Below are 25,060 nucleotides of genomic sequence, written 5' to 3' on the forward strand. Positions count from 1 at the left end.
TCCGGCAGGGAGCATCTCTGGTCTACCGGCGCGGCTGCGAAACGCCTGCCGGCTACGCCGTACTAGGTGTTCTTCCCCGTGAGGTTGTGAACTCGTTGGGCGGGGGTTGAGCCTGCGAGTCCGGTATGGGGTCGGTGGTGATTGTAGTGATGGAGCCAGGTCGCGTAGGCGGCTTCGCGTTCGATCTCGGATCGGTAGGGCCGTGCATAGGCCCATTCGGCGGCGAGGGTGCGGTTGAAGCGTTCGACCTTGCCGTTGGTTTGTGGTCGGAACGGGCGGGTGCGGCGGTGCGTGATCCGTGGCCCGAGCGCGGCGGCGAACGTGTGCGATCGGTAGCAGGAACCGTTATCGGTCATCACTGCGGTGACGATGATGCCGTGCTCGGCGAAGAACGCGTTTGCGCGCTCCCAGAACCCGGCAGCGGTGTCCTTGCGTTCGTCGGGCAAGCGTTCGGAATAGGCCAGTCGGGTGCAGCCATCGACTGCGTGGTGTAGGAACGCGTATCCCCTGGAGGGGGACGCGCCCTGACGGGGCGCGCGATCAGATGCCACGCCGACGCGGCGGGCTTGAGCGGAATCGCGGCCGCGGACGCGCCAGCCGCCGCGTCCGGGATGATCCCGAGTTTCTTGATGTCGACATGGTCCAGCTCGCCCGGTGTCTGCTTTTCGTAGCGGACCGGTGTTGGCTTGCGGACCGGCAGCCCAGTGCCCTGATCCAGATGCGCCAGCAGCGGCATCCGGTAGCGGGCGAGCACCCGCCCGACCGTCGACCGAGGGACTCCGAGGTGGTAGCCGATGCGATGCGGTCCCCAGCGGCGCGTGAACCGCAGGTTGACGATCCTGCGTTCCAGATGCTGCAACGCTCGACTGAGCGAGTGGTGCGGGCGCGAGCTGCGATCCGTCAGCGGCAAGCCCGCCCGATACCGGCGAGACCACCTCGACGCCGTCGCCGGCGAGCACTGGAACCGCTCCGCCGCCCGTCTCACCGCCCAGCCCTCATCGACGATCAGCGAAGCAAGACGACGACGCCCCTCCGGCGTCAAAGGCGCGTTAGCGTGAGTCACGAGGGCCTCCGTGGCGACGATCTGAGTGTGGTAACCCACATCGTCCCCGGAGGCCCTCGCCTTACCTCACACGATCACAACGTGTCGGGGAAGAACACCTAGGCCCATTGCGAGAGTCACTGAAGTGAGAATCGATGGCTTCCACGGCCGAGAGAGTGCTAACGAAAGTGCTAAGCAACCCGTAGGTCGGGGTATCGCGGTGGAGTTATCCACAGGGCACATGCCGTAGATCGTTGTTTTTATGCGGCAGAACGGGCCGCCGAGATTCGCGGTGCGAGGGGGTCGAGGTCAGTTCAAGTCCCCCTTCGCGCATAGGAAGGCCGAATCGGAGCAATCCGGTTCGGCCTCATTGTTTTCCCGGTGTTATCGAAACCCACGCGCCCGCGCGGGTCAGCAGCAGTTGCGAGACACCGGCTTTACCAGTGCAACTGGCCCAGCTAGTGCAATTTGCGGCGCAGGTAGTCGATGCGCTGTTGAATCTGATGGGCGGTTGCCTGCCCCACCGCAGGGCCCCCGCAGGTGACACGCAGCTGCGAATGAATCGCCCCGTGCGGCTGACCTGATTGTCGCGCATAGAGCCCCACCAGCGAGTGCAATAGGTTTCGCTGTTCTTTTAGTGAGCGGTGCATCGGCTGCACGGTTTGGTGACCGTCATTCAGCGAACCGCGCGCGCGTGCATCCTGGATGCGATGCTGCCGCTGGGCGCGCTGTTCAAGCACAGCGGCAACCTCATCGTGGTTCAAAATTCCCGGCAAACCCAAAAATTCGAGTTCTTCAAGCGACCCCACTTCGGCCGCATATCCGTAGTCACCGCCGTCGTAGAGCACCCGGTCGAACTGGGCTTCGGATGAAAGCGCCTCAAATTTGTATTTGGTGAGCTCTTCCGAGGCTCGGTCTTCGGCCTCTGCTTCCCGCAGTTCGCGCTCCTCGGGCGTCATCCCGGCCGCGTCGTCACCGTCGTTGCCGTCTTTACGGTCGAGCGCGTGATCGCGCTCAAGTTCGAGTTCGTGAGCCAGAGCCGAGAGCTTTGGCACCGACGGCAAAAACACGGTGGCAGTTTCGCCCCGGCGACGCGCCCGCACAAAGCGGCCGATCGCCTGCGCAAAAAAGAGCGGCGTCGATGAGCTCGTGGCATACACGCCGACGGCGAGCCGGGGCACGTCGACGCCCTCAGAAACCATCCGCACGGCCACCATCCACCGCTCGCTTCCGTTTGCCGAGAACGAATCGATGCGGGCAGAAGCCCCGGGATCATCGCTCAAAATCAGCGCCGGCGCGGTGCCGGTGATGTATTCGAGCAATTTTGCATAGCCGCGGGCAGCCTGATGATCGGTGGCAATTACCAGGCCGCCGGCATCCGGAACCTGCTCACGCACCTCGGTAAGCCGCCTATCTGCGGCCCGCAGCACCTGCTGCATCCAGTCGCCCTCGGGATCCAGAGCCGTGCGCCACGCCTGCGAAATAATGTCTTTGGTGTTGTCGTCGGCAAGACCGGCGCTCATCTGCTCGCCGCTCGTGTCACGCCAGTTCATCGACCCGGCATACGACATGAACATCACCGGCCGCACGACCCCGTCACGCAAAGCCCGACCGTAGCCATAGTTGTAGTCGGCCTTCGACACCCGCACACCAGAAGCATCCGACTCGTACCGCACGAACGGAATTGGCGCGGTATCAGAGCGGAACGGCGTGCCGGTGAGTGAGAGCCGGCGCTCGGCATACTGGTAGGCGTCGCGCAGCCCGTCACCCCACGAAAGCGAATCGCCACCGTGGTGCACTTCGTCCAAAATCACCAGCGACCGTGCGGAAGAACACAGGTGCTCATGCACATAGGGCTTCAGCGCGACCTGCGCATAGGTCACGGCAACGCCGTGATAGTCACGCGAAAGTGCGCCGCTCGAGTTGCGAAATTTTGGGTCGAGATGGATGCCCACGCGCGCCGCCGAAGCCGCCCACTGCGTTTTTAAATGGTCGGTTGGCGCAACCACGATGACGCGATTGACCGTGCCGCGGCGCAGCAGCTCGCTCGCCAAGCGCAGCGCAAAGGTGGTTTTCCCGGCGCCGGGAGTTGCGGATGCGAGAAAATCGCGCGGCTCGGTAGCAAAATACTGCTCGAGTGCCTCCTGCTGCCAGGCCCGCAAATTGGATGCGGTGCCCCAGGGCGCGCGGCGTGGGAAAGATGGCGACAGATGCTCGGCAGCATAGCTACCGAGCTGTACTTCGCCATCACCCGGGCGCGGCTCATCGATCGGGTGTGAATCGGATGCGGGCTGGGTCATGCCTGTGCGGCGCCGCCTTGGGAATCCGAATCCTCAACTGCCAGGCGTTCAGCTGCCGCGTCGAGAATCCAGTTGGCGATGCCGGCGCGCACCCCGCGATCTTGCGAGGGCTGGAATATGCCCGCGGTGATGTCACGGTATAGCCGGCCCATTTCGTGCCCAGACCGGTACGCGCTGCCGCCGACAACTTCGAGCGCGTCGGTTGCGGTTTCGCGAGCTGCGCGGGTGCCCACGTATTTGGCGAGCGTCAGGCGCGGGAACCACTCCGCACCCAGGTCTTCCTGCTCATCCACCGAGCGGCACACCGACTCGACTTGCAGGCGAGCCGATAGCTGCCGCGTGCCCATCTGCGCAATGAGTTCGCGGATGCCGGGGTCGTCTGCGTAGGGGGCTTCGTTTACTCGACTGTGGCGGCGGTGTGCGGCCTCAGCGGCAAGCTCAATCGCGCGGTCGCCCATACCGACATAGCAGGCACCGATCAGCGGCAAGAAGTTGGCAAAAATACCGAACACGATCGGCGAGGCGTTCGGCCCGGCAGGTGCATAACCCACCACGCGCTCGGGCGCCGCATAGGCGTCCTCGAGGCTCGTGGTGTGCGACTGGGTGCCACGCATGCCGAGCGTGTCCCAGTCGTCGTGGCTGCGCGTGCCGCCATCCTCACGGCGCAGCACCGCGTGTACAACGCGCGGGTCATCGTGCTGATCGTCCCGACCAAAAACCCAAAGCCGGGTCCACACCGGAGCAAGCGAAGTAAAAATCTTGGTGCCGGTAAAGCAATATCCGCCATCGGGTTGCGCCGCTGCCATCACGGTTGAGTCGAATGTGACAGCATCATTACCGGGTTCAGAAATAGCGAGGCCGAATACTTCGCCGGCCGCTGCATCCCGCAACAGCCAGTCAAGACTGTGGTCACCGCGCTGATAAAAATTACGCGCGATCCCGGTGGTAATGAGGTGCATATTGATCGCCAGCGCGGTCGATGGGGATGCTTTGGCCAGCTTCATCTGTGCCTGAGCGGCCTGCAGCAGTGTCGCTCCCCCGCCACCAAGCTCGGTCGGCACGAGCATTCGCAAATAGCCCGCATTTTTCAGCGCCCGGAGGTCTTCATCGGGGAAAACATTTTCCCGATCAACTCCTGCGGCACGCTCATGAATTTCGTGCAGCAGGGATGCGGGCAGCAGGTCTTCAATACGGAACGGTTGCACTTCAGTCACCCCACTACGGTAGCCCGTGCCACCGACACATCTCATATTTCGTTAAGCAGTGCGTAGAGCGCCACAGCGCTCGTTGCCGCAACGTTCAGTGAATCAACGCCGTGCTGCATGGGGATGATCACCGTTTGGTCGGCGGTTTGGAGCGCCGCACGGCTGAGCCCGTGCCCCTCGGTGCCGAGCATCAGCGCTACTCGCGGCGCGCGCTTGGCCGCATACTCACGAATCGGAATCGCCTGCGGGTCAAGTGCCAGCGCGACCGTTTCAAAGCCGTGCAGTCGAAATAGTTCACCGGCCCGCTGCCAGTTTGGGAGTCGTGCCCACGGAATCTGCAGCACCGTTCCCATTGAAACCCGTACGCTGCGTCGATACAGCGGATCGGCGCACTCTTCGCTCACCAGTACCGCATCGGCGCCGAGCGCGGCGGCATTGCGGAACGCCGCACCAACATTGGTATGGTCGACAATATTTTCGAGCACCAGCACTGTGTGCGCATTTTGCAATAGCTCGCCCGGATCGGTGGGCTCGGGCCGGTGCATTGCCGCGATCACGCCGCGATGCATCCGATAACCGGTCAGTTCGGTGAGGAGTTCTTCTGCGGCCACGTACACGGGTGTTTCGGGCCACTTCGCGAGCAATCGCTCGGCCTGTTCGAGAAACTTGGGCTGGGTCAGCAGCGATCGCGGACGGTGACCGGCTGCAATCGCCCTGGCGATCACTTTTTCTGATTCGGCGAGATAGAGACCACCGGCTGGCTCAAGTTTTTTGCGCAGCGCCACATCGGTCAGGTTGAGATAGTCGTCGAGCCCGGGATGCTGTGAACTATCGAGCTCGGTAACGCTGATGATGTGCATCGTCCAATTATCGCGCCTTGAGCCGGGGCCCGCTCAACCGAGCCACTCGCGCAGGATGCGAGCCAATGCCAGCGGCGCTTCATAGTGAATGAGATGCCCCACACCGCCGACAATGTGCAGTTGCGAGCCCGGCATCGCTTCGTGCAGCCGGCGCGAAGCCGCAAGTGGCGCAATTGCATCACGCTCCCCCACCACCAGCTGAGTGCCGGGCTGGAACTCAGGCGCGTGGGCGCTGACCGCATCTGACACCGAGGCCTGGAACGCTTCAAGCAGCACCTCGCGACCGGTGAACCGCGAAAAATAGCGGTGATGCTGGTCGTGAATCCAGCGGCGCAGTGCAGACGAACGCGTGGTCACCATCAACTCGCTCATGATGCGGGTGATCACCGGTGACGAAAGCAATGCCTGACCGAGAGGCGCAGGCAAAACCGCCCCCAAACGGTAGTAGCCCACCGCAATCGCGGTGCCGATGCGCTCGGGGCCACTGAGGGCGTTTTCGCTGATCGGATTCACCAGAACAATGCGGCGGTCGCGCAACCGCTGCACCTGACGCGCAACGATCAGCGATCCAAACGAGTGACCGAGCACAATCGCGGTGCCGGCTGGATCGAGCTGATTGAGCGCATCCTGTAGCCATTCAGCGTAGGCATCCAGAGTGTGCGGCCTCGGCAGCGGCGAAGATTCACCAAAGCCGGGCAGATCGGGCGCAATAAAACGGACATCGGGCATCGCCGCCACGAGCGACAGCAGCCCGTGATGGGTGCCGCGAAAGCCATGCACCAAAAAAATGGTGTGGTCCGCAGTTTCCGGGCCGTAGCTCCACACACGAGTTTCGCTGCCACAAACCGTCAGGTGTTGTTCACGCACCGGAATATCAGTCAGGCGCTGTTCGAGGGGGTTGTGCAGACTCATCGTGAAAGAGTGTAGGGGTTGCCAGCCGAATAACCGAGAGGAGCAACGCAATGAGTTTTGGTGGCTCAGACCTCCTGCCCGGACTCCAGCGCGATGAGAACTGGTACAAGCGGGGCGTTTTTTACGAGGTGCTGGTGGGCTCTTACGCCGACTCTGATGGCGATGGTATCGGTGACTTCCAGGGGCTCATTTCGAAACTCGATTACCTGCAGTGGCTCGGCATTGACGTGATCTGGGTGCCACCCTTTTATGAGTCACCGCTGCGCGACGGCGGCTATGACGTGGCTGACTACCGTGAGGTGCTCAAAGATTTCGGCACCCTCGATGACTTTCGCGAACTGGTCACACAGGCACACGCCCGCAATATGCGCGTGTTAATCGACATCGTGATCAACCACACTTCCGACCAACACGAATGGTTCCAGCAGTCGAGGCAAGACCCTGACGGTCCCTATGGCGACTACTACGTGTGGAGTGACACCGACGAGAAGTACGAGAACTACCGCATCATTTTTGTCGACACCGAAGAATCAAACTGGACGTTCGACCCGGAGCGGCGCCAATACTTCTTCCACCGCTTCTTTTCTCACCAGCCCGACCTCAACTTTGAAAACGAGGCCGTACAGCAAGAGGTGTTCGACGTAATTCGATATTGGCTCGATCTCGGCGTCGACGGTATTCGATTGGATGCGGTTCCCTACCTTTTCGAAAGCGAAGAGGGGAACGGTGAAAGCGAACCCGCCACGCACGAGTTCCTACGCCGACTGCGCGCCATGGTTGATGAGGAATATCCCGGTCGTGTGCTGCTCGCCGAAGCGAACCAGTGGCCGCACGAGGTGGTCGAATATTTTGGCACCGACGACGATCCCGAGTGTCACATGGCCTTCGACTTCCCCACTATGCCGCGCATCTTCTACGCCCTGCGATCGCAGTACAAGGCCGAACTCGAAGAGGTGTTGCGCAAGCAGCTCGAAATTCCTCGCGATGCCACCTGGGGTGTGTTCCTGCGGAACCACGACGAGCTCACCCTTGAAATGGTGGATGAGGAATACCGGCAAACCATGTACGGCTGGTATGCCTACGATCCGCGGATGCGAGCGAATGTCGGAATCCGCCGACGCCTCGCACCACTGCTTGAAAACTCACTCAGCGAAATCAAACTCGCTAACGCAATTTTGATGTCGCTTAAGGGCTCACCAATTCTCTACTACGGAGACGAAATTGGGATGGGCGACAATATCTGGCTTCCCGATCGGGATGCATCCCGCACCCCGATGCAGTGGTCGCCCGACCGCAATGCCGGCTTCTCGACGGCCGACCCGGGCAAACTCCGTCACCCTGTGGTGCAGTCGCTCGTCTACAACTACCAGCACGTCAATGTTGAGGCGCAAATGGCACAGCCCTCGTCGCTGTTGCGCTGGGTCCGCAATATCATGCAGGTGCGCCGTCAGCATCCCGCCTTCGGTCTTGGCGACCTGCACGTGCGCGACACCACTCACGAATCGGTGCTGGCCTATTTGCGCGACTATGCGGGTGAGCCGGAACACCCCCACAGCGGAGCGAAGCCCGAGCGCATCCTCTGCGCGTTTTCATTCGCCGAGACCCCAACTCAGGCAACAATTTCGCTGCCTGGCAATGAGGGCCGTCGCGTATTCGACATTTTTGGTTGGCAGGAATTTGAACCCGTGTCGGATGAGGGCACGATCACTCTCACTTTTGGGTCGAAACAGTTCTACTGGCTGCTGCTGGCTGAACCCGACACGGTGAGCACCGCAACGAGTGCCATCCCCATTATTCGTGGGCTCGGCGGCGCAAACGACGGAGATGCGGCATGAGCTGGACCGAACGCCTCGCGGTATTTGACACCGAGACCACCGGCACGAACCCGCTGACCGACCGCATTGTCACCGCTTTCGTGGGCATTATTGACGCCAATGGCGAGGTCGAGCGTGGCTCAGATTGGCTCGCTGACCCGGGCGTGCCGATCCCGGAGCAAGCAGCAAAAGTGCATGGAATCTCAACCGAGATGGCTCAGGAAAACGGCGAACTGGCACGTGATGTGGTGGAACGCATCCGCGATTCGCTCAACTGGATTGCCCGAAACAAATTGCCGCTGGTGGTGTACAACGCACCGTTCGACCTGACGCTGGTTGCCGCCGAGTGTCGCCGCCACGGCCTGGATGCGCCGGTGCTCGGCCCGCAGGTGGTTGATCCGCTAGTCATTGACCGGGCAGTCGACCGCTATCGGCGCGGTAAACGCACGCTCACCGATACCGCTGTTGAGTACGGCGTTGAGCTGCTCGACGCACACGATGCCAGTGCTGATGCAGTGGCATCGGGCCGGCTCGCGCTGGCCCTGGCGCAGCGCTATCCGGACGAGCTGCTGGTCGATCTGCCCACGCTGCATGAAAAACAACGCGAGTGGGCCGAGACGCAGGCGGCAAGTTTTGAGGACTATATGCGCCGCACCCGCGACGCGAATTTCACGGCCGATCGCGGCTGGCCGATGCGCGCTCTCAATTAGCCGCTGCGCGCATCCGCGCTTACGCAAATGGCGGGCACCATGAGAGTGGTGCCCGCCATTTGCGTAAGCGAACTTAGTTGCTCTTGCCGAACTTCGCGTAGCGGTTCTTGAACTTTTCGACGCGACCGGCCGAGTCCATGATGCGCTGCTTACCGGTGTAGAACGGGTGCGATGCGCTCGAGATTTCGACGTCAACCACCGGGTAGGTGTTGCCGTCTTCCCACTCGATGGTCTTGTCGCTCGTGATGGTCGAGCGGGTGATGAACTTCTCGCCCGACGCGAGGTCGTTGAACACCACGTAGTGGTAGTCCGGGTGGATATCTGCCTTCATCGGGTTCCTCTTCTGGAAACGGTTGAACTAGGTAACTGCGCCACAGGCGCCAACGTGGACGCTCGGACGTGACAAGCCAAGCATTGAGCTTACCACGCAGGCTCGCAGCAATCCAGCATCCAATCGGGCGCGTTTCGCGCCAAACTTTGACTTGCCGCGGCGATCTCAGCTGGCGCGTGCCGAATAGCGGCCCGATTGCACCATCACCTGCAGCGGCAATCCAAACGTGGCGGTGAGGTTTTGCGAGGTAAGCGTGTCTGCGAGTGGCCCGGCCGCCACGACTTTCCCGTCGCGCAGCAGTAGTGCGTGCGTAATCCCCACGGGAATTTCTTCGACGTGGTGGGTCACCATAATGATTCCCGGCGAGAGCTCGCTGGCCGCGTATTCGCGCAGTGATGCCAGCAGAGCTTCCCGCGCACCGAGATCGAGCGACGCGCTCGGCTCGTCGAGCAGCAACAATTCGGGGTCGGCCATCACCGCTCGAGCGATAAGCGTGCGCTTACGCTCGCCATCCGAGAGCGTGCCGAATTTGCGGTCGGCAAGGCCATCGAGCTGCCATGCCTCGAGCACCGCATGTGCCTGAGCCAAGTCGATCTCGTCGTATTCTTCCCGCCAGCGGCCCGATACGCCGTAGCTCGCGGTCATCACGCAGTTCAGCACGGTCTCGTTCTCGGGAAGCAGCTGGCTCTGACGGGATGCGGCGAGCCCCACTCGGGTGCGCAGCTCGGTGACATCGGTGCGACCGAGCTGTTCGCCGAGAACGGTCACCCTTCCGCGCGTGGGATGCATAAAACCGGCTGCCAGCATGAGGAGCGTCGATTTTCCGGCGCCATTGGGGCCGAGTATCACCCAGCGGTCTGCCTCATCAACCGACCAGCTGACACCGTCAAGAATCGACTTACCGTCACGAACAACACTGACGTTTTCAAATCGCAGCACTTCGCTCATGATGGCTACGCTACCGCCGACTCTTCGAGAATCTCGCGATACAGCTGCTGTGTCTGCTGCGAGATCCGCTCCCAAGTGAATTCGGCTTCGACCCGCTCGCGACCGGCACGGCCATAGGCTTCGGTGCGTTCGGGGTCGGCGAGCAGATCATCAATTGCGGCCGCTAGGTCGGCGACATAGCGCTCGGGATCGGTCGGCGTTCCGGTGCCGTCTTGGACCTGGTCGATCGGAACGATGGTGCCGGTCACCCCGTCTTGTACCACCTCGGGGATGCCGCCGGTGCCCGACCCAACCACAGCGGTACCGCAGCTCATCGCCTCAAGATTCACGATCCCAAGAGGTTCGTAAATCGAGGGGCAAACAAACACATCCGCGTTCGTGAGCAGCGCCATGAGCTTTTGTTTGGGTAGGTGCTCTGAGATCCAGAACACCCCGTCACGCTCGGTGCGTAATTCATCGACGAGTCCGCGCACCTCGCGCTCGATCTCGGGGGTGTCAGGCGCACCCGCGCACAACACCACCTGCACCTCGGGGCGTAGCGAACGCAGTGCCCGCAGCAAATACGGCAGCCCTTTTTGGCGGGTGATGCGCCCCACAAAAAACACGCTGGGGCGGTCGGGGTCAATACCGTGTGAGCGCACATAGTCGGGGTCGTTCACCGGCTGCCACACCGAAGTGTCGATTCCGTTGTAAATCGTCACGACCTTATCGGGATTCAAGTTTGGGTAGGCGCGCAAAATATCGGCGCGCATCCCGTTTGACACCGCGATAATGCGGTCGGCATTGGTGTAGGCATCGCGCTCCATCCAGCTCGACAATCGGTAGCCACCACCGAGCTGCTCGGCCTTCCACGGGCGCAGCGGCTCGAGCGAGTGCGCCGAGATCACATGCGGGATGCCGTGTAGCAGCTTGGCAATATTGCCGGCCTGGTTCGCATACCAGGTGTGCGAGTGCACGATATCGGCACCGGCCACATCGGCGGCGATACGCAGGTCGGTCCCGAGGAAGCCGAGCGCCGCATTCGCATCTCGCAGATCGGTCGGAACATCGTAAGCGTAGGTATTCACCTCATCACGCTCGTCACCGAAGCAGCGGACGACCACGTCAATGTCGTTTCGCATCGCTTTGACGAGCTCGGTGACGTGCACCCCCGCTCCCCCGTAGACGGCCGGTGGGTACTCACGAGAAATCACGTCGACACGCATGTTTCCACCCTATGCGAATCGGGTAAACACAGGCCTCAAAATGCCTCCCAAATCTCGACAGATTTGGTTACCTGGCTGGGCTATTGTGACCCCATGGTAATGGCGCAGAAAAAGGTCTTCGGAATCGTACTTGCTGGCGGCGAGGGTAAGCGCCTGATGCCGCTCACGGCCGACCGGGCAAAGCCCGCGGTGCCGTTCGCGGGACAGTATCGGCTCATCGACTTCGCCCTCGCGAACCTGATCAATTCTGGTCTGAGCAAGATCGTGGTACTCACCCAGTACAAGTCACACTCGCTCGACCGGCACGTTTCGCAAACCTGGCGCCTACCGGCCATTCTCGGCTCTTATGTTTCGACCGTGCCGGCGCAGCAGCGTCGCGGTAAGCACTGGTTTTCGGGCTCGGCAGATGCCATCTTCCAGTCGCTCAACCTGATCCACGATGAAAAGCCCGACATTGTCGTCGTGGTTGGTGCCGACCACGTGTACCGGATGGATTTCGCCCAGATGGTGCAGCAGCACGTCGAGTCGGGTCTTGGCGCCACGGTGGCAGCGATCCGCCAGCCCCTTGAGATGTCGAAGTCGTTCGGGGTTATCGATGTTGATCCCGAAAACCCGTGGCGTATTCGCGAGTTTCTCGAAAAGCCGGAACACTGCGAGGGACTGCCCGACAATCCGAACGAGATCCTGGCCTCGATGGGTAACTACGTGTTCGACGCCGACAAGCTGGTCGAGGCCGTCTCGCGCGACTCGCTCGACGATGAGTCAAAACATGATATGGGTGGCGACATCATCCCCTACTTCGTTGAGCAGGGCGATTGCGGTGTCTACGACTTCAAGAACAACGATGTGCCCGGCTCAACGCCGCGAGACCGCGACTACTGGCGCGATGTGGGTACGATCGACTCGTTCTACGAGGCCCACATGGACCTCATCGCCACGCTGCCGGTTTTCAACCTCTACAACGAGAGCTGGCCGATCATGTCGCAGCAGCTGAACTCGCCGCCGGCGAAGTTCGTACGCGATGCGCGCGGCTCAACCGGCACGATGATCGACTCGATCATTTCGCTCGGTTCGGTTATCTCCGGAGCACACATCGAGCGTTCGGTGCTCGGCCCGTGGACCAACGTTCGCAGCGGCGCACTTGTCGTGGATTCGGTGACCTTTGACCGAGTCGTGGTGAGCGACGGAGCGGTAGTGCGTCGCGCGATTCTCGACAAAAACGTGGTCGTCGAAAATGGTGCCCAGGTGGGTGTTGATCGCGCTCAGGATGAGGCTCGCGGGTTCGCCGTCACCGAAAGCGGCATCACCGTGGTGCCAAAAAATGCGATTATCAAACGGTGACCAATTCTCAGCTCCGTCTTGATCCGGTCGTCGGTAGCGGCGACATCACCCCTGGCGCCCGATTCCTTGTCGTGCTTGATGTCGATTCGACACTCATTAACGACGAGGTAATCGAACTCGTCGCCGATTACGCTGGTGTGCGTGACCGCGTGGCCGAAGTAACCGAGCGTGCCATGCGTGGCGAACTCGACTTTGAAGGGTCGCTGCGCGAGCGCGTGGCGCTGCTGCGCGGCGTGACACTGGCTGAGATCGCCGAGGTGCGGGGCCGCATCACGGTAACGCCCGGCGTATCCGCGATGGTGCGCGCGGTACACGAGCGTGGTGGCCGCGTCGCGGCGGTATCGGGCGGTTTTCATGAGGTGCTCGACGAGCTCGCTCGCGATCTACAGCTGGATCTTTGGCGCGCCAACCGGTTCGCTGCTGACGAGCAGGGCGTGCTTACTGGCGAGGTCGACGGCACCATCATCGGCAAGCAGCAAAAATTGCTCACTCTGCGGTCGTGGGCAAACTCACTCGGAGTGCCGACTGAGCGCACCATCGCCGTCGGTGACGGTGCAAATGATCTCGGGATGATGTCAGTCGCGGGCCTATCGGTAGCTTTCGACGCCAAACCGGTGGTCCGCGAACAGGCATCGATCTCGATGCCCGATCGCGACCTCTCTCAGCTCATCTCGTTACTGCCGTAGACACCAGGCGGTGGGTTGCCGTAGCAGCAGCCCACCGGCTAGTGGCCCATCCCGAGGCCGCCATCAACCGGGATGACCGCGCCGGAAATATAGCCCGAGTCGTCGGATACCAGCCAGCGGACAGTCTTGGCGATTTCATCCACCCGTCCGAAGCGACCGGCCGGAATTGATGCGAGATACTGCTGCTGGGTTTCTTCCGGCAACACCGCGGTCATCTCGGTTTCGATAAAGCCCGGCGCCACAACGTTGGCGGTGATGCCGCGGCCGCCGAGCTCGCGCGTCAGCGAGCGCGCAACCCCCACCAGGCCCGACTTCGAGGCCGCATAGTTGATCTGACCGGGCGAACCATACAGCCCCACCACCGACGAGATCAGCACCACGCGACCAAACTTTGCGCGCAGCATCCCCTTGGTGGCACGCTTAATCACCCGGAACGCACCGGTGAGGTTGGTGTCGATCACGCTCGTGAAATCATCCTCGCTCATCCGCAGCAGCAGCGTATCTTGCGTAATGCCAGCGTTCGCAACCACCACCGTGATCGGACCGAGCTCCTCTTCAACACGGGCGAAGGCAGCGTCAATGGATGCACTATCGGTCACGTCGGCGGCGACCGTGAGCGCGCCTTCGGGGCCGCCCTCGCCCGATCGCGAGGTCACTGCGACCCGATAGCCGGCGGCCATGAGGTCTTCGGCGATTGCTCGACCAATACCTCGATTTCCACCGGTTACGAGTGCGATTCGCGACTCTGTCATAGTGCTCCTTTGCTCGGCGTCTGGTTGGAAATAACACGCGGAGATACTCCGCGTCAGCGCTGACATCCTATGCGGTGAAGGTCTATCCTGGACTGATAGACAGGAGGCGGGTGCAGCTATGGGCGATCGGGTGGCCACCATCACCTCGATGGCTGATTCAATGCACGAAGAACGTGAGTCGCGCCTGCGCCAGTACGCCATCACCATGTTGATCCGCACGCTCTGCGTTGTGGGCATGGTGGTCGTGCGCGGCCCAATGATCTGGGTATTCGCGGCCGGCGCCATCGTACTCCCCTGGATCGCCGTGGTTTTTGCCAACCATCTCCGACAGCGCCGCCGAGGTAAGCTGACCAGCCCCGAAGAGCGGCCGCTGGTCGTCACACGTGCGAGTGTGAATCAAGAGGCCTGGCGCGACGCCGCGCAGTCGCAGCAACAACAACGACAGGAGCACAATGATGAGTTCCGGTGAATTTGATCTTCGCACGCGTATCGGGCTAGAGGCATTTGCGCCCGAGGTGACCTGCTCGCGAGCGAAATGCGATACGACCGCTACCCGGCGCATCGAATGGCGCAACCCGCGCATTCACAGTGAAGATCGGATCAAAATCTGGTTGAGCTGCGATGAACATCTCGAGTTCCTGCTGGGTTTTCTCAAGTCGCGCGGCTTCCCGGTGCGTTTGCACGCGGTAGCCGACCCGGTGAATGAGGAGCCGATTGTTTGACTGAGTCACATTCCGACCGCCAGCGCGGTGGCTTGCGTTTTTTGCTGTCACGTCGCTGGATCAGCTACTTCGTGTTGCTGGTTATTTTTGCGATCGCCTGCGGCTTTCTTTCGCACTGGCAGTTTGAACGTCGTGACTGGCGGCTAGGCGAAAATCACAAGGTAATCGCCAACTTCGATGCCGAACCGGTAACACTTGAGCAGGCGCTGCCACAGCTGGATTCGTTCGACCCGCAACAGGAATGGCTGCCGGTGGCGATGCGCGGCGAGTATCTCGCCGACCAGCAGCTTTTGGCTCGCAACCGACCGTATGAGCGCCAGCCGGGATTTGAAATTCTCACCCCGTTTCGCACTGACTCGGGTGAGATTTTTATCGTCAATCGCGGCTGGCTGCCAACCGGTGAGCGCGGTGATCTGCCCGACCACATCCCCGCTCCCCCCGAGGGGCAGGTCGTGTTGACGGCTCGATTGAAGCCAACCGAGCCGCAGATTCCCGGTCGCGAGGCGCCCGACGGTCAGGTGCCGACCATCTATTTACCCGGTATTGCCGAGCAGCTTGGCGGGGAGGTTTATACCGGTGCCTATGGACTCCTGCGCAGCGAAAGCGGTGACGCCGAGACCGGTACGCTCACCGCAAAACCAGAGATCACTGAGGGTAACCACCTCAGCTACGCGGTGCAGTGGATCATTTTTGCGGTAATCGCCGCGGTGGGGCTGATCCACGGCGTGCGCGCCGAATTCCGTGAGCGAAACGCCGATGACCCGCGGGTTCAGGCTGCCAAGCAGCGTGAACGGTTGCGCGCACAGCGCCGGCGTGAGCGTTACGGGCCAAGCGATGCCGAAATTGAGGATGCGCTGATCGACGAGGCAATGAACCGGTAGCTCCTGCGCCGCGATGCTGAAGCGCTAGTTCATGCCGATGAGTTCAAAATAATCGGCGCTCCACAGGTCCTCAACCGCCTCGGGCATCACCAGCACGCGTTCTGGGCTCAGCGCCGCAACCGCCCCCTCGTCGTGCGAAACGAGGATCACCGCACCCTCGTAGTGCGCAAGCGCGCCAAGAATTTGTTCGCGCGAGGCCGGGTCAAGGTTGTTGGTGGGTTCGTCAAGCAGCAGCACATTCGCGCTCGACACCACCAGCATTGCCAGTGCCAGGCGGGTTTTTTCACCACCCGAAAGCACCCCGGCGGGTTTGTGCACATCATCGCCGGTAAACAAAAACGAGCCGAGCACCTTGCGCGCCTCGGTTTCGGTGAGGTGCTGTGACACCGAAATCATGTTTTCGAGCACGGAACGCTGCACGTCGAGCGTCTCGTGTTCCTGCGCGTAATAACCGACTTTGAGACCGTGGCCGGGAATAATTTCTCCCGTATCAGGTGCATCCACACCGGCCAGGATGCGCAAGAGCGTGGTCTTGCCGGCACCGTTCAGGCCCAACACCACCACTCGCGAACCGCGGTCGATGGCGAGATCAACACCCGTAAAAATTTCGAGCGAACCGTACGACTTTGACAGCCCCGTCGCCTGAATCGGCGTTTTCCCCACCGGAGCGGGGGTCGGGAACCGGAGGTTTGCCACCCGGTCGGTTTGCCGCACATCTTCAAGCCCGGCGAGCATCCGTTCGGCGCGGCGCTGCATCTGGTGGGCCGCGGCAGCCTTGGTGGCTTTCGCACCAAATTTTGCCGCCTGCTGCTGAAGCGCGGTGGCCTTTTTTTCGATATTTGCACGCTCTTTTCGCCGCCGCTCTTCGTCAGCCTCGCGCTGCTTGAGATAGTGCGACCAGCCCATGTTGTAGATGTCGATGACCTGCCGGTTGGCATCGAGATAGAACACCCGGTTTACGGTTTCGCCGATGAGTTCAACATCGTGCGAGATGACGATGAGCCCGCCGCGATAGGTTTTTAAAAACTCGCGCAGCCACACCACCGAGTCGATGTCGAGGTGGTTTGTTGGTTCGTCAAGAATCATGGTGTCGGCATCCGAAAACAGGATGCGGGCCAGTTCGACGCGGCGTCGCTGGCCACCCGAGAGAGTGCGCAGCGGCTGGTCGAGGATGCGGTCGGGCAGCGAAAGGTTCGATGCGATTGCCGCTGCCTCCGACTCGGCAGCGTAACCACCGAGCATCGCAAATTCGTCATCGAGTCGCGAATAGCGGCGCATATAGCGGTCGCGATCGGCATCAGTTCCGGCGTCGGCGATCAGCTTTGCCGACTCGGCGAGCCGGCTGCGCACCTGGCCGAGGCCGCGCGCATCCAGGATGCGGTTACGCGCGGTCTGCTCGGGGTCGCCAGCCCGCGGATCCTGCGGCAGATAGCCGATCTCGCCGGAGCTATCGACTCGGCCCGCGCTGGGTTGGATCCAGCCCGCGAGCACCTTGGTCAACGTGGTCTTGCCGGCACCATTACGCCCCACCAGCCCCACCTTGTCGCCCGCACCAACGCGGAAGTTAACCTCACTCATCAGGGTGCGCGCGCCCACGGTGATCTCGAGATCGTGGACGGCAATCATGCGGTGGCTCCCTGTGGCTAGTTGGATCGATACGGCGGCGGCATCGGATACGGCGCGCAATAACCAGCCAATTCTAGACGTCTCGTGGCATCACCGCATCGTTTTGATCCGGGGCTAACCGCAGCTAGTGGCGCCACACAACCGAAGTTCTGTGGCGCCACCGGGCAATAGATAGCTCGCTATGAGACGGCTAGCTGTGCCTTGCGCTGGCGGTCGAGTGCTGCTTCGTCGGCGTTGATTGTGATGACCAGCGCCGTGTCGACGTGCATCGTGCTGCGCAACACGGCATACATCGCGGCGGCCAGCACTGCAGTGATAATCGGGCCCCAGGTGGCACCAAGACCACCTGCAAACTGAATCATGGCAATGCCGACCACGGTTGGAACCAGCCACGAGATCATGCCGACCACGTTGAACTGACGGTAGTGATGATCACCAACTGCGGCGTGCTCCTGACGTTTTCCGCGGTTCATCAAAATGTGTGTCACCGCGATGGCTACCCAGGCGGTTACGAGCACCCCCTGCCAAGCAAGTGCGAGGAGGATGTACTCAACGATCGGCAACAGCATCAGCAGGAAGATGATCGTTGACGAGATACACACCCACACCAGATTTGGCAGCTTGATGCGGAACACCTTCTCGCCAAAGATTCGCAGGTTGGCAGCGCCCAGGTAGTAGTTGGCCGTATTGATGCGTGTCTGCGAGGCGAATACGACGAGTAGGCCGAACAGCCCCATGAGTTTGACGAGTCCGGCGGCGATGCCGAGTTCGGATGCTTCGATGCCGGGGATCATGAAGCTGAGGAAGACCCCGAAAAAGCCGTTTAGTCCAAACGCGAGGATGTAGAACAGGGGCCCAAAGGTCACCCGCTGGTGGTATTTGATGTCTTGGCGTTTGCCGAGCGCGGCAAAGTCCATCGTGAACATCATCATGATCCACACGCCCATATAGCCGGCATAGGTGGCGAGCCAACCAGGGCCACCACTGGCGAGTGGCAGCTCGGGTCCGGTGTGTGTCAGCCAGGCGTCGTTGTATCCGTACTGCGCGACAGCCCAGATGCAGGCGATGATGAACCCGCCCCAATAAAGCGGCATCAGGATGCCGTTGATCTTGTCGAGGAAGCGACGCGCACCGCCCATGATCAGTGGCGTCGAATAAACGACGACGATTAGGTACCACATCCAGGTCTCGCCACCGAAGGCAGCCTGGAATGCGTAGGCCACGATCGAGCCTTCAAACACCGCGTAGTAGATCGCCACGAGCGCAAAGATGAGTGCGGCGATGGAGGCACCCGATCGCCCGAGGATGGTTCGCGAAAACAGCGCCACCGTGGTGCGGTTGTTTATCGCATATTTTGAGAGCAGCATGTTGATTGCCCCATAGGTGACGATCGTCAATGCGATACCGATCGCAGCATTCAACGTGCCGTAGCCCCGCGCCATGGCGGCGCCGATATAGACGAAAAACATGGCGCTGATAACACCGTAAAAGGCCATGGTCAGCGGCCCGCGCCTCATTTGGTCGTCATCGTTACCTTCGCGTGCGAGCGCGTCAGTTGCTTCGACCGTGTCGTTTGTTCCAGTGAGATTGATAGACATTTCAGACTCCCCATTGAGCCAGGCGGGTCGACTCCCCCCGCGAAAAAAAGAGTTGGTAGGGGGATGGGGCGATACCCACCCCATCCCCTGCTGCACCGACAACGATGTCGGTCAGCCGATGCGCTAGCTCCAGTGGTCGACGCTGCGGCGCTGCATCGACTCGCGGAATTGCTCGGTCGACTTCGCGAGCAGCTCGCCGGTTCCCCAGTCGAGGATCACGCCGTAGCGGCGAATCACATCGAGCATGTCGATTTCGCCGCTGCGGTAGCCCGCGGCAATTTTCTCGGCGTCGGCGGCGAACCACTCTGCGCGGTTGGCGCGGATGTGTTCGCGTGCCTTTTCGGTGCCGGCTTCGTCAAGGAAGTACTCGTCGAGCTCAATATCGCCGGTGGTGATGACCACACCGTAGTCGCGTTCGGCACGCTCGAGCGAAACATAACCGTCGATGACGTCGTCGAGCACCGCGTGAGGGTCGCGCTCGAGCGGGTCGCCGAAGCCACCACCACCGGCAGAAGGGCGCTCGAAACGGTCACCGGGCTGCAGCGTCACCGATGAGAAGACGGTGCCGAGGAAGCGTTCGTCGTCGCTGCCACGGTTGAGCCAAACACCGTGCGGAATTGAGGGCAGCCCGCCTTCGATTCCCCAGGTGAGCGAGCGTGACCGGTCACAGCAGTAGCTCATCACGGTCGACTCACCGTCGGTGAGCACGCCGCCCTTGCGGATACCGCAACCACCGCGGAATTTACCGGGGCCACCCGAGTCGGTTTGAATGGCGTGTTCGGTGGTGAGTACCGGCGAGAGTCGTTCCTGACCCTCCAGCGGCTGCACTGCCAGGCCGGCACCGAACACGGGCGCGGTGGCATCCGAACCGTCCTTGGTTGCCCGGCCGCCCCAGCCACCGGCCATCCAGTCGTACCACATGAAGTACGGCTTGGCTTCGGTGCGAGCATCGCGGCCACCGACGAGCAAATATTCGAGGTTGAAAGCGCAGGCCATGGCGCGCTCGGGCATGATCTGCGACCACAGCTCGAACACGGCGTTCATGATTTTTTCGTGCGGTCCCGAGCAGAAGCCGGTCACCGCGTTGGGCCAGCCGGCGTTTACCACGGTGCCCTCGGGACCAATATCTGCAGTAACCGCGCGATAAAAACCGGAGTTCAGCGGCACCTCGGGGAAGAATGTTTTCGTACCCGAGTACAGCGACGAGTGGGTGGTGCCGTAGGCCGAATTCAAGAACGTGGCGACAGCCGGTGCCGAACCGTTGAGGTCATAGTGAATACCCTCGTCATCAACGGTGAGCTTGATCCGGATCGGGATCATGCCCTCGGGAGTCGAAGGATCGTTGTCGATGTAGTCGACAGTCTCCCAGGTGCCCTTCGGTAGCTCGGCGATGCGGGCGAGTACGGTGCGCTCGACATAGTCTTGGGTCTCCTGCATCGCGTCGACCACGGTGTCTTTGCCGTAGCGGTCGACGAGTCGCAGCACCTCGCGCTCACACACTGCGGTCGCTTCCGACTGCGCGTGAAGGTCACCCATGGCAACCTCAGGCGAGCGGGTGTTCGAGACAACGAGCTGTGCCACATCGTGCAGGAACTCACCCTTGCGCCACACGCGCACCGGCGGGATGCGCACACCCTCACCAAAGTGGTCGGAGGCGTTGACGTAGAACGAACCGGGCACAACTCCGCCAATGTCTGCCCAGTGGCCCTTGTTCTGCGAGAACGCGATGATCTCGCCGTCCACGAAGATGGGGCGCACGAACGACACATCGTTGAAGTGGGTGCCACCGCGATACGGGTCGTTGATCATGAACACGTCACCGGGGTGGATATCGTCGCCGAATTCTTCCAGCACGGCTTGGGCTTGAAAGTGCAGTGTTCCCACGTGCACGGCGATATCGGCCGAACCCTGCATCACCGTGTTCCCTTGTGCGTCACACAGCGCCGACGAGAAGTCGCGCGAGTAGATGACGAACGAGTAGCACGTGCGCAGGATCTGTTCGCTCATCAGGTCGACTGCGGTCGCGAAGGCGTTTTTCAGCACCTCAAACGTGACCGGGTCGAGTTTACTGTCGAGAGTGTTTACCTTGGTGGTCATTTCGCGCTCCTCTCCAGGTGGATGCGGATATTCAGCCACTCGTCAATCTCAGCGTGCGTGTTAGGCGGCACGACCGTGGTGGAGTCAAGCTGGTTAATGATGGCCGGACCTTCAAATTGAGCACCGGCGGGGATGTTGTCGCGGTCGTAGACGGGGGTCTCGAGCCACTCCCCGTCGAAGTAGACGGGGCGCACCTCAACCGGCTCACCGGGACCGGCGTCTTGTTTCGTGGCGGGCACGAAGGAAGGCTTGTTGACCTTGCCCACGGCCTTGACCTGCACCTCATAGATTTCAACGGGTGCTTCATCGTTGCGGAAGGCAAATTCGCGTTCGTGACGCTCGTGGAAGGCCTCCACCGCGGCATCGAGGAAGTCGGGGCCGCTGCCGACCGGGACGACGAGCGAACGCCACTGGCCCGCGTAGCGCATCGAAATCAGTCGCTGCAGCACGGTGTCGCTTTCGCTGACGCCCTCGTGACGCAGGCGGTCACGCGCTTCGCTCTCGAGGCGACGGAAGACATCTTCAATTTTTTCGGTGGCGGTGTTTGAAAGCGCACCGGTGTGCATCTGTGAGAGGTCGTGCTGGATGTCGACCAGCAGGCAGCCCATCGCTGAGGTCACACCCGGGTTCGGGGGCACCACTACCGTGGGGATGTTGAGTTCTCGAGCAACATCCACACCGTGCAGTGCACCGGCACCACCGAAGGCGAGCAGCGCGAAATCGCGCGGGTCGTAGCCGCGGCGAATCGAAATGAGGCGGACGGCATCAGCCATATTGGCGTTCGCGACTTTGAGGATCGATTCGGCTGCCTCTTCGAGTGAAAGCCCGAGCGGCTCGGCAATTACCCGGTTGATCGCCTCGATCGAGAGGTCGCGCTGGAGCGACTTTGCGCCGCCCGCGAGTGAGGTGCCGAGACGTCCGAGCACGACGTTGGCGTCGGTGTTGGTGGGCTGGTCGCCGCCGGTGTTGTAGCAGGCGGGGCCGGGGTCGGCTCCGGCCGACTGGGGGCCGTTGCGCAGCGATCCCGCGACGTCGATGTGTGCGAGTGAGCCACCACCGGCGCCGATCGTGAGCACCTCGATCGAGGGGAAGATGATCGGGTGACCGTATTCGACCTCCCATTCCTGAGTCACGCGCAGCTCGCCATCAGCGACCATGGCGATGTCGGTTGAGGTGCCGCCCATGTCGAGACTGACCGCGTTGGCGTAGCCGCATTGCGAGGCAATGTGCTGGGCCGAAATCGCGCCCGCAGCAATACCCGAGGCAGCCAGTCGCACCGGGAAGCGGTCGACCATGCGCGGAGTCATCGAGCCACCGCCCGAGTGCAGGAGCAGCAGGTCGCCCTGGTAGCCGCCGTCACTGAGCTGTTTTTCGAGCCGGTTCACATATCCGGATACCAGCGGCGCGAGCACCGCGTTCGCAACTGCGGTGTTGAAGCGGTTGTACTCGAACATCTCGGGGAGAATTTCTGCCGAGGTCGAGATGGTTGCGTCGGGAATTTCTTCCTCGAGGATTTCACGCATCCGAATTTCGTTGGCAGCGTTGGCGAACGAGTTCACGAAGCAGACCGCGATGGTCTTGGTGCCGCGCTTGCGAAGCAGGGCGGCGAGTTTACGGGCCTCGTCTTCGTCAACCGGGGTGAGCACCTCGCCGCGGTAGTCGGTGCGCTCGGTGACTTCAAAGCGGTCGCGGCGGCGGATGTACGGGCCCGGTACGTCGCGGTAGGCATCCCAGAGGTCGTCCTTGGTGCCGTCACGGATTTCAATCACGTCGCGGAATCCCGTGGTGGTCACCAGCGCAGCCTGCGGGAAGTTGCGGGTGATGAGCGCGTTGGTTGCGACGGTCGTGCCGTGCGAAAACAGCTCGACATCCGCGAGGTTGATTTCGGCTCGTTTGACGCCGTTCATAACGGCGATCATGGGGTCGTGCGGGGTTGAGGGAACCTTGGTGACCCTCATTGTCTTTTCGTCTTCGTCGAAAATGCACACGTCGGTGAACGTGCCACCCACGTCGACGGCGACTCGAAGTTGCGTCATTGCTTCCTCCAGTTGGGTTCGTCGTTGAACTTGTCGACAAGCTTGGATTGTGAGTTTCAAAAACTCTATTGCGCAAAATACAGATTCCTCGCCGACCTCTTTGTAGTATTTACAAATACCTGTGGAGCGCCCTGCATATCAGCGCCGATGAACGGCTTGTATTTTCAGCTTCCACTCAGCCAATTTTTTACGCCGCGAATAGTTGAAAAAGGTTCATTTTCATGTGTGCTCAACTCTCTTTGAACTGGCTGCACGAAACCTTGACGCAGCTACCCGACCACCAGCAGCTGCAGAGCGTGCTGCAGCGCATCGCCCAGCAAACCGGCACCTCCGCAGTGTTATTCAACGCCGTCGGCGAGACGCGAGCAACGGTTGGCCCCGCTCCAGTACGGCTCATCTGGGAAGCGCTCCAGCCGCATCTGCATGAAAACGAAAGGGATGCATCCGCTGCATTCCCGGTGCTGCGCGTGGGCCGCTGGCAGCTGCATCCCCTCATCACCGGCACGCGCAGCGCCGCGCACGTGCTCGTACTGGCAACGCTCGATAATCGCGTGATAGATGAGACCACCAAACTCGTCGCCGGCACCGCCACTACCGCGGTACTCTCGGCCCTGCAGGGGCTTGACTCCACGCGAATTCGCGACCGCGCCGGATTGCTCGCCACCCTCGAGCAGGGTATCCCCCGAGATCGCGAGTCGCGCTTCTGGCCGCGACTGGTTGAGTTTGGTTTCATCGCGCACGCACCCTTCGTGTTCGTGACGGGCGCTCCAGCATCACCGAGCGCCGATGCTAGTCGCGCCGTTCACGAGCACATCACCAGAGTCGGTGGCGCTGAATTTGGCGTCCTTTTTGCGGATCACCTGGTCTCGGCCGCGAGCGATGAGGAATTCCACGCGCTCCTTGCCGACACTGCGGATGCGCGCGCCTGGCTTGAAAGGCTCGGCGAAAGCCACTTCTTGGGCATCTCAGGTGTTCACTCAATACTCACAGACGTACCTCGGGCACTTCGGGAAGCAGATCTCGCGAAGCGCGTAGCCGCTGATTTCGGCGCCGCTTTGCACCCGTCGACCGGTGCCCCAGTTCCCCCGGTCGCGCAAGTGCACTACGCTCAACTCCCACTGCGTCAGTGGCTTACCGCCACAGCCGACCGTGGCGAGTTTGCAGCACGACGCCGACGCATCCTGCGCGCGTTCGATGATCAGCCCGAACTGCTCCACACCCTGGTCGTGTATCTGGCTAGCCATATGGAGATTCCAGCCACAGCTCAACACCTCTATGTGCATCCAAATACGGTGCGATACCGGCTCGGCCGAATTGAAGAGGCACTCGATGCGTCAATACGCGATCCGCAGGTAATCACCGATCTCATACTGTGTCTCGAACCACGGGTTGCGGCGCTGGAATTGCAGCCCGATCGCGGCTAACAATGCTCATGCCTGCCACCAAAAAGTGCCTGCAATCCGGTGCGCAGCGTTTGCTCGCTGGCCCGCACTGACTCTGAACCGATCTCAATGCCGAGCGCCACAGCCTGAGCCCGCTGCTGCTCGTGCTGCACCTCACCCAACACCAGATGCAGTGCGGTGGAGGCGAGCTCGACCGGTTGATTCGCCTCCCGACAGACCTCGACCAAACAGGAGTGGGCGACCTCAGCCCCGAGCCCAAACGCGATGGTGCTCGCCACCATTTCGGCACCATCCGGCACCGACACAAGGCACTCGCGAATAGCCATCGCGGCGGTAACCGGGTCACGATATTGCTGGTCGGCAAGCGGTGCAATCAGCTCATCACACACCCCCGCCACCAACAGCTGCTTATTTGCAAAATGCCAGTAGAGCGCGCCCGGCTGTACCCCGAGTTCGGTGGCGATACCGCGCATCGATAGGCCCGAGAGCCCGTACTCGTGCAGTCGTCGCATCGCCACTTGCAGTATCGACTCGCGGGTGAGCTTGGTCATTGCGTCGATCCCCCTCATTGGCTATCTTGAACACTGTTCA

Annotated in this window: 21 protein-coding genes and 1 pseudogene; 8 read left to right on the forward strand and 14 right to left on the reverse strand. The window is 61.4% G+C overall.

The window, feature by feature from the left end; translation table 11 throughout:
* Positions 1 to 62: 62 nt before the first annotated feature.
* The 5 genes and pseudogenes from PV375_RS08205 to PV375_RS08225 all read right to left on the reverse strand — a co-directional run bounded on the left by PV375_RS08205 (position 63) and on the right by PV375_RS08225 (position 6,319).
* Positions 63 to 1,063 (reverse strand): annotated as a pseudogene (locus PV375_RS08205) (IS481 family transposase).
* A 437-nt stretch (positions 1,064 to 1,500) separates the two neighbouring features.
* Positions 1,501 to 3,342: a DEAD/DEAH box helicase gene (locus tag PV375_RS08210; RefSeq protein WP_332106887.1), complete on the reverse strand. Its 1,842-nt coding sequence runs from the start codon at positions 3,340 to 3,342 to the stop codon at positions 1,501 to 1,503.
* A complete protein-coding gene (locus PV375_RS08215) occupies positions 3,339 to 4,556 on the reverse strand; it encodes an acyl-CoA dehydrogenase family protein (protein ID WP_332106888.1) in 1,218 nt (405 codons plus the stop codon). The genes PV375_RS08210 and PV375_RS08215 overlap by 4 nt, the downstream gene beginning before the upstream one ends.
* A gap of 32 nt (positions 4,557 to 4,588) precedes the next feature.
* Entirely contained in the window at positions 4,589 to 5,407 is an 819-nt protein-coding gene (locus PV375_RS08220; protein ID WP_332106889.1) for a TrmH family RNA methyltransferase, read from the reverse strand.
* Positions 5,408 to 5,440: 33 nt separating this feature from the next.
* Complete coding sequence (locus PV375_RS08225; protein WP_332106890.1) at positions 5,441 to 6,319, reverse strand: alpha/beta fold hydrolase; 879 nt, start codon at positions 6,317 to 6,319, stop codon at positions 5,441 to 5,443.
* Between the two features lie 50 nt (positions 6,320 to 6,369).
* Between PV375_RS08225 and treS the strand changes: the two genes are divergently transcribed.
* Together treS and PV375_RS08235 are read left to right on the forward strand one after the other, a co-directional pair.
* Positions 6,370 to 8,154 (forward strand): maltose alpha-D-glucosyltransferase, encoded by a 1,785-nt coding sequence (treS, locus tag PV375_RS08230; RefSeq protein WP_332106891.1) that lies wholly within the window; start codon positions 6,370 to 6,372, stop codon positions 8,152 to 8,154.
* The gene (locus tag PV375_RS08235; RefSeq protein ID WP_332106892.1) at positions 8,151 to 8,843 is read left to right on the forward strand and encodes an exonuclease domain-containing protein; all 693 of its coding nucleotides are present in this window, start codon (positions 8,151 to 8,153) and stop codon (positions 8,841 to 8,843) included. The genes treS and PV375_RS08235 overlap by 4 nt, the downstream gene beginning before the upstream one ends.
* A 73-nt stretch (positions 8,844 to 8,916) precedes the next feature.
* Here PV375_RS08235 and PV375_RS08240 read toward each other — a convergent pair whose 3' ends face one another.
* From PV375_RS08240 to glgA, 3 genes are all read right to left on the reverse strand, one after another.
* Entirely contained in the window at positions 8,917 to 9,174 is a 258-nt protein-coding gene (locus PV375_RS08240) for a type B 50S ribosomal protein L31 (protein ID WP_201516986.1), read from the reverse strand.
* A gap of 165 nt (positions 9,175 to 9,339) precedes the next feature.
* Positions 9,340 to 10,122, reverse strand: coding sequence for an ABC transporter ATP-binding protein (locus PV375_RS08245; RefSeq protein WP_332106893.1), 783 nt, complete (start codon positions 10,120 to 10,122; stop codon positions 9,340 to 9,342).
* A 5-nt stretch (positions 10,123 to 10,127) separates the two neighbouring features.
* The gene (gene glgA, locus PV375_RS08250) at positions 10,128 to 11,327 is read right to left on the reverse strand and encodes a glycogen synthase (RefSeq protein WP_332106894.1); all 1,200 of its coding nucleotides are present in this window, start codon (positions 11,325 to 11,327) and stop codon (positions 10,128 to 10,130) included.
* A 99-nt stretch (positions 11,328 to 11,426) separates the two neighbouring features.
* Here glgA and glgC point away from each other — a divergent pair, with 99 nt between their 5' ends.
* Positions 11,427 to 12,668 (forward strand): glucose-1-phosphate adenylyltransferase, encoded by a 1,242-nt coding sequence (gene glgC / locus PV375_RS08255; protein WP_201615111.1) that lies wholly within the window; start codon positions 11,427 to 11,429, stop codon positions 12,666 to 12,668.
* The gene (gene serB, locus PV375_RS08260; RefSeq protein WP_230976103.1) at positions 12,665 to 13,354 is read left to right on the forward strand and encodes a phosphoserine phosphatase SerB; all 690 of its coding nucleotides are present in this window, start codon (positions 12,665 to 12,667) and stop codon (positions 13,352 to 13,354) included. Before glgC ends, serB begins: the two co-directional genes overlap by 4 nt.
* A 38-nt stretch (positions 13,355 to 13,392) precedes the next feature.
* Here the strand turns inward: serB and PV375_RS08265 are convergent, their stop codons facing one another.
* A complete protein-coding gene (locus PV375_RS08265; protein ID WP_332106895.1) occupies positions 13,393 to 14,106 on the reverse strand; it encodes a beta-ketoacyl-ACP reductase in 714 nt (237 codons plus the stop codon).
* Positions 14,107 to 14,254: 148 nt separating this feature from the next.
* Here PV375_RS08265 and PV375_RS08270 point away from each other — a divergent pair, with 148 nt between their 5' ends.
* Genes PV375_RS08270 through PV375_RS08280 form a run of 3 tightly spaced genes read left to right on the forward strand, consistent with a single transcriptional unit; the run spans position 14,255 to position 15,709 of the window.
* Positions 14,255 to 14,575, forward strand: coding sequence for a DUF3099 domain-containing protein (locus PV375_RS08270; RefSeq protein WP_201615115.1), 321 nt, complete (start codon positions 14,255 to 14,257; stop codon positions 14,573 to 14,575).
* Complete coding sequence (locus tag PV375_RS08275; protein ID WP_439108907.1) at positions 14,559 to 14,828, forward strand: hypothetical protein; 270 nt, start codon at positions 14,559 to 14,561, stop codon at positions 14,826 to 14,828. Before PV375_RS08270 ends, PV375_RS08275 begins: the two co-directional genes overlap by 17 nt.
* A complete protein-coding gene (locus tag PV375_RS08280) occupies positions 14,825 to 15,709 on the forward strand; it encodes an SURF1 family cytochrome oxidase biogenesis protein (RefSeq protein ID WP_230976104.1) in 885 nt (294 codons plus the stop codon). Before PV375_RS08275 ends, PV375_RS08280 begins: the two co-directional genes overlap by 4 nt.
* Positions 15,710 to 15,733: 24 nt before the next feature.
* Here PV375_RS08280 and PV375_RS08285 read toward each other — a convergent pair whose 3' ends face one another.
* The 4 genes from PV375_RS08285 to PV375_RS08300 all read right to left on the reverse strand — a co-directional run bounded on the left by PV375_RS08285 (position 15,734) and on the right by PV375_RS08300 (position 23,066).
* Positions 15,734 to 17,335: an ABC-F family ATP-binding cassette domain-containing protein gene (locus PV375_RS08285; protein ID WP_332106896.1), complete on the reverse strand. Its 1,602-nt coding sequence runs from the start codon at positions 17,333 to 17,335 to the stop codon at positions 15,734 to 15,736.
* A 179-nt stretch (positions 17,336 to 17,514) separates the two neighbouring features.
* Positions 17,515 to 18,933, reverse strand: a complete 1,419-nt coding sequence (locus PV375_RS08290) for a purine-cytosine permease family protein (RefSeq protein WP_332106897.1) — start codon at positions 18,931 to 18,933, stop codon at positions 17,515 to 17,517.
* A 123-nt stretch (positions 18,934 to 19,056) separates the two neighbouring features.
* Entirely contained in the window at positions 19,057 to 21,030 is a 1,974-nt protein-coding gene (locus tag PV375_RS08295; RefSeq protein ID WP_332106898.1) for a hydantoinase B/oxoprolinase family protein, read from the reverse strand.
* Complete coding sequence (locus tag PV375_RS08300) at positions 21,027 to 23,066, reverse strand: hydantoinase/oxoprolinase family protein (protein ID WP_332106899.1); 2,040 nt, start codon at positions 23,064 to 23,066, stop codon at positions 21,027 to 21,029. Before PV375_RS08300 ends, PV375_RS08295 begins: the two co-directional genes overlap by 4 nt.
* Before the next feature lie 221 nt (positions 23,067 to 23,287).
* On the opposite strand from PV375_RS08300, the gene PV375_RS08305 reads away from it, so the two are divergent.
* A complete protein-coding gene (locus PV375_RS08305) occupies positions 23,288 to 24,490 on the forward strand; it encodes a PucR family transcriptional regulator (protein ID WP_332106900.1) in 1,203 nt (400 codons plus the stop codon).
* On the opposite strand, the gene PV375_RS08310 is transcribed toward PV375_RS08305, so the two are convergent.
* On the reverse strand, positions 24,487 to 25,020 hold the full coding sequence (locus tag PV375_RS08310) for a TetR family transcriptional regulator (RefSeq protein ID WP_332106901.1): 534 nt from the start codon (positions 25,018 to 25,020) through the stop codon (positions 24,487 to 24,489). The genes PV375_RS08305 and PV375_RS08310 overlap by 4 nt on opposite strands.
* Positions 25,021 to 25,060 lie beyond the last annotated feature (40 nt).

The sequence above is a fragment of the Gulosibacter sp. GYB002 genome (assembly GCF_036577665.1).
In the GTDB taxonomy this organism is placed as follows: domain Bacteria; phylum Actinomycetota; class Actinomycetes; order Actinomycetales; family Microbacteriaceae; genus Gulosibacter; species Gulosibacter hominis.

Coding starts and splice junctions, on each gene's coding strand:
- PV375_RS08210 (WP_332106887.1), bottom strand. CDS start 3,342: ATGACCCAGCCCGCATCCGATTCACACCCGATCGATGAGCCGCGCCCG.
- treS (WP_332106891.1), top strand. CDS start 6,370: ATGAGTTTTGGTGGCTCAGACCTCCTGCCCGGACTCCAGCGCGATGAG.
- PV375_RS08265 (WP_332106895.1), bottom strand. CDS start 14,106: ATGACAGAGTCGCGAATCGCACTCGTAACCGGTGGAAATCGAGGTATT.
- PV375_RS08310 (WP_332106901.1), bottom strand. CDS start 25,020: ATGACCAAGCTCACCCGCGAGTCGATACTGCAAGTGGCGATGCGACGA.
- PV375_RS08245 (WP_332106893.1), bottom strand. CDS start 10,122: ATGAGCGAAGTGCTGCGATTTGAAAACGTCAGTGTTGTTCGTGACGGT.
- PV375_RS08270 (WP_201615115.1), top strand. CDS start 14,255: ATGGCTGATTCAATGCACGAAGAACGTGAGTCGCGCCTGCGCCAGTAC.
- PV375_RS08285 (WP_332106896.1), bottom strand. CDS start 17,335: ATGATTGCCGTCCACGATCTCGAGATCACCGTGGGCGCGCGCACCCTG.
- PV375_RS08240 (WP_201516986.1), bottom strand. CDS start 9,174: ATGAAGGCAGATATCCACCCGGACTACCACTACGTGGTGTTCAACGAC.
- PV375_RS08295 (WP_332106898.1), bottom strand. CDS start 21,030: ATGACCACCAAGGTAAACACTCTCGACAGTAAACTCGACCCGGTCACG.
- PV375_RS08290 (WP_332106897.1), bottom strand. CDS start 18,933: ATGTCTATCAATCTCACTGGAACAAACGACACGGTCGAAGCAACTGAC.
- PV375_RS08275 (WP_439108907.1), top strand. CDS start 14,559: ATGATGAGTTCCGGTGAATTTGATCTTCGCACGCGTATCGGGCTAGAG.
- glgA (WP_332106894.1), bottom strand. CDS start 11,327: ATGCGTGTCGACGTGATTTCTCGTGAGTACCCACCGGCCGTCTACGGG.
- PV375_RS08235 (WP_332106892.1), top strand. CDS start 8,151: ATGAGCTGGACCGAACGCCTCGCGGTATTTGACACCGAGACCACCGGC.
- glgC (WP_201615111.1), top strand. CDS start 11,427: ATGGCGCAGAAAAAGGTCTTCGGAATCGTACTTGCTGGCGGCGAGGGT.
- PV375_RS08300 (WP_332106899.1), bottom strand. CDS start 23,066: ATGACGCAACTTCGAGTCGCCGTCGACGTGGGTGGCACGTTCACCGAC.
- PV375_RS08225 (WP_332106890.1), bottom strand. CDS start 6,319: ATGAGTCTGCACAACCCCCTCGAACAGCGCCTGACTGATATTCCGGTG.
- PV375_RS08305 (WP_332106900.1), top strand. CDS start 23,288: ATGTGTGCTCAACTCTCTTTGAACTGGCTGCACGAAACCTTGACGCAG.
- PV375_RS08220 (WP_332106889.1), bottom strand. CDS start 5,407: ATGCACATCATCAGCGTTACCGAGCTCGATAGTTCACAGCATCCCGGG.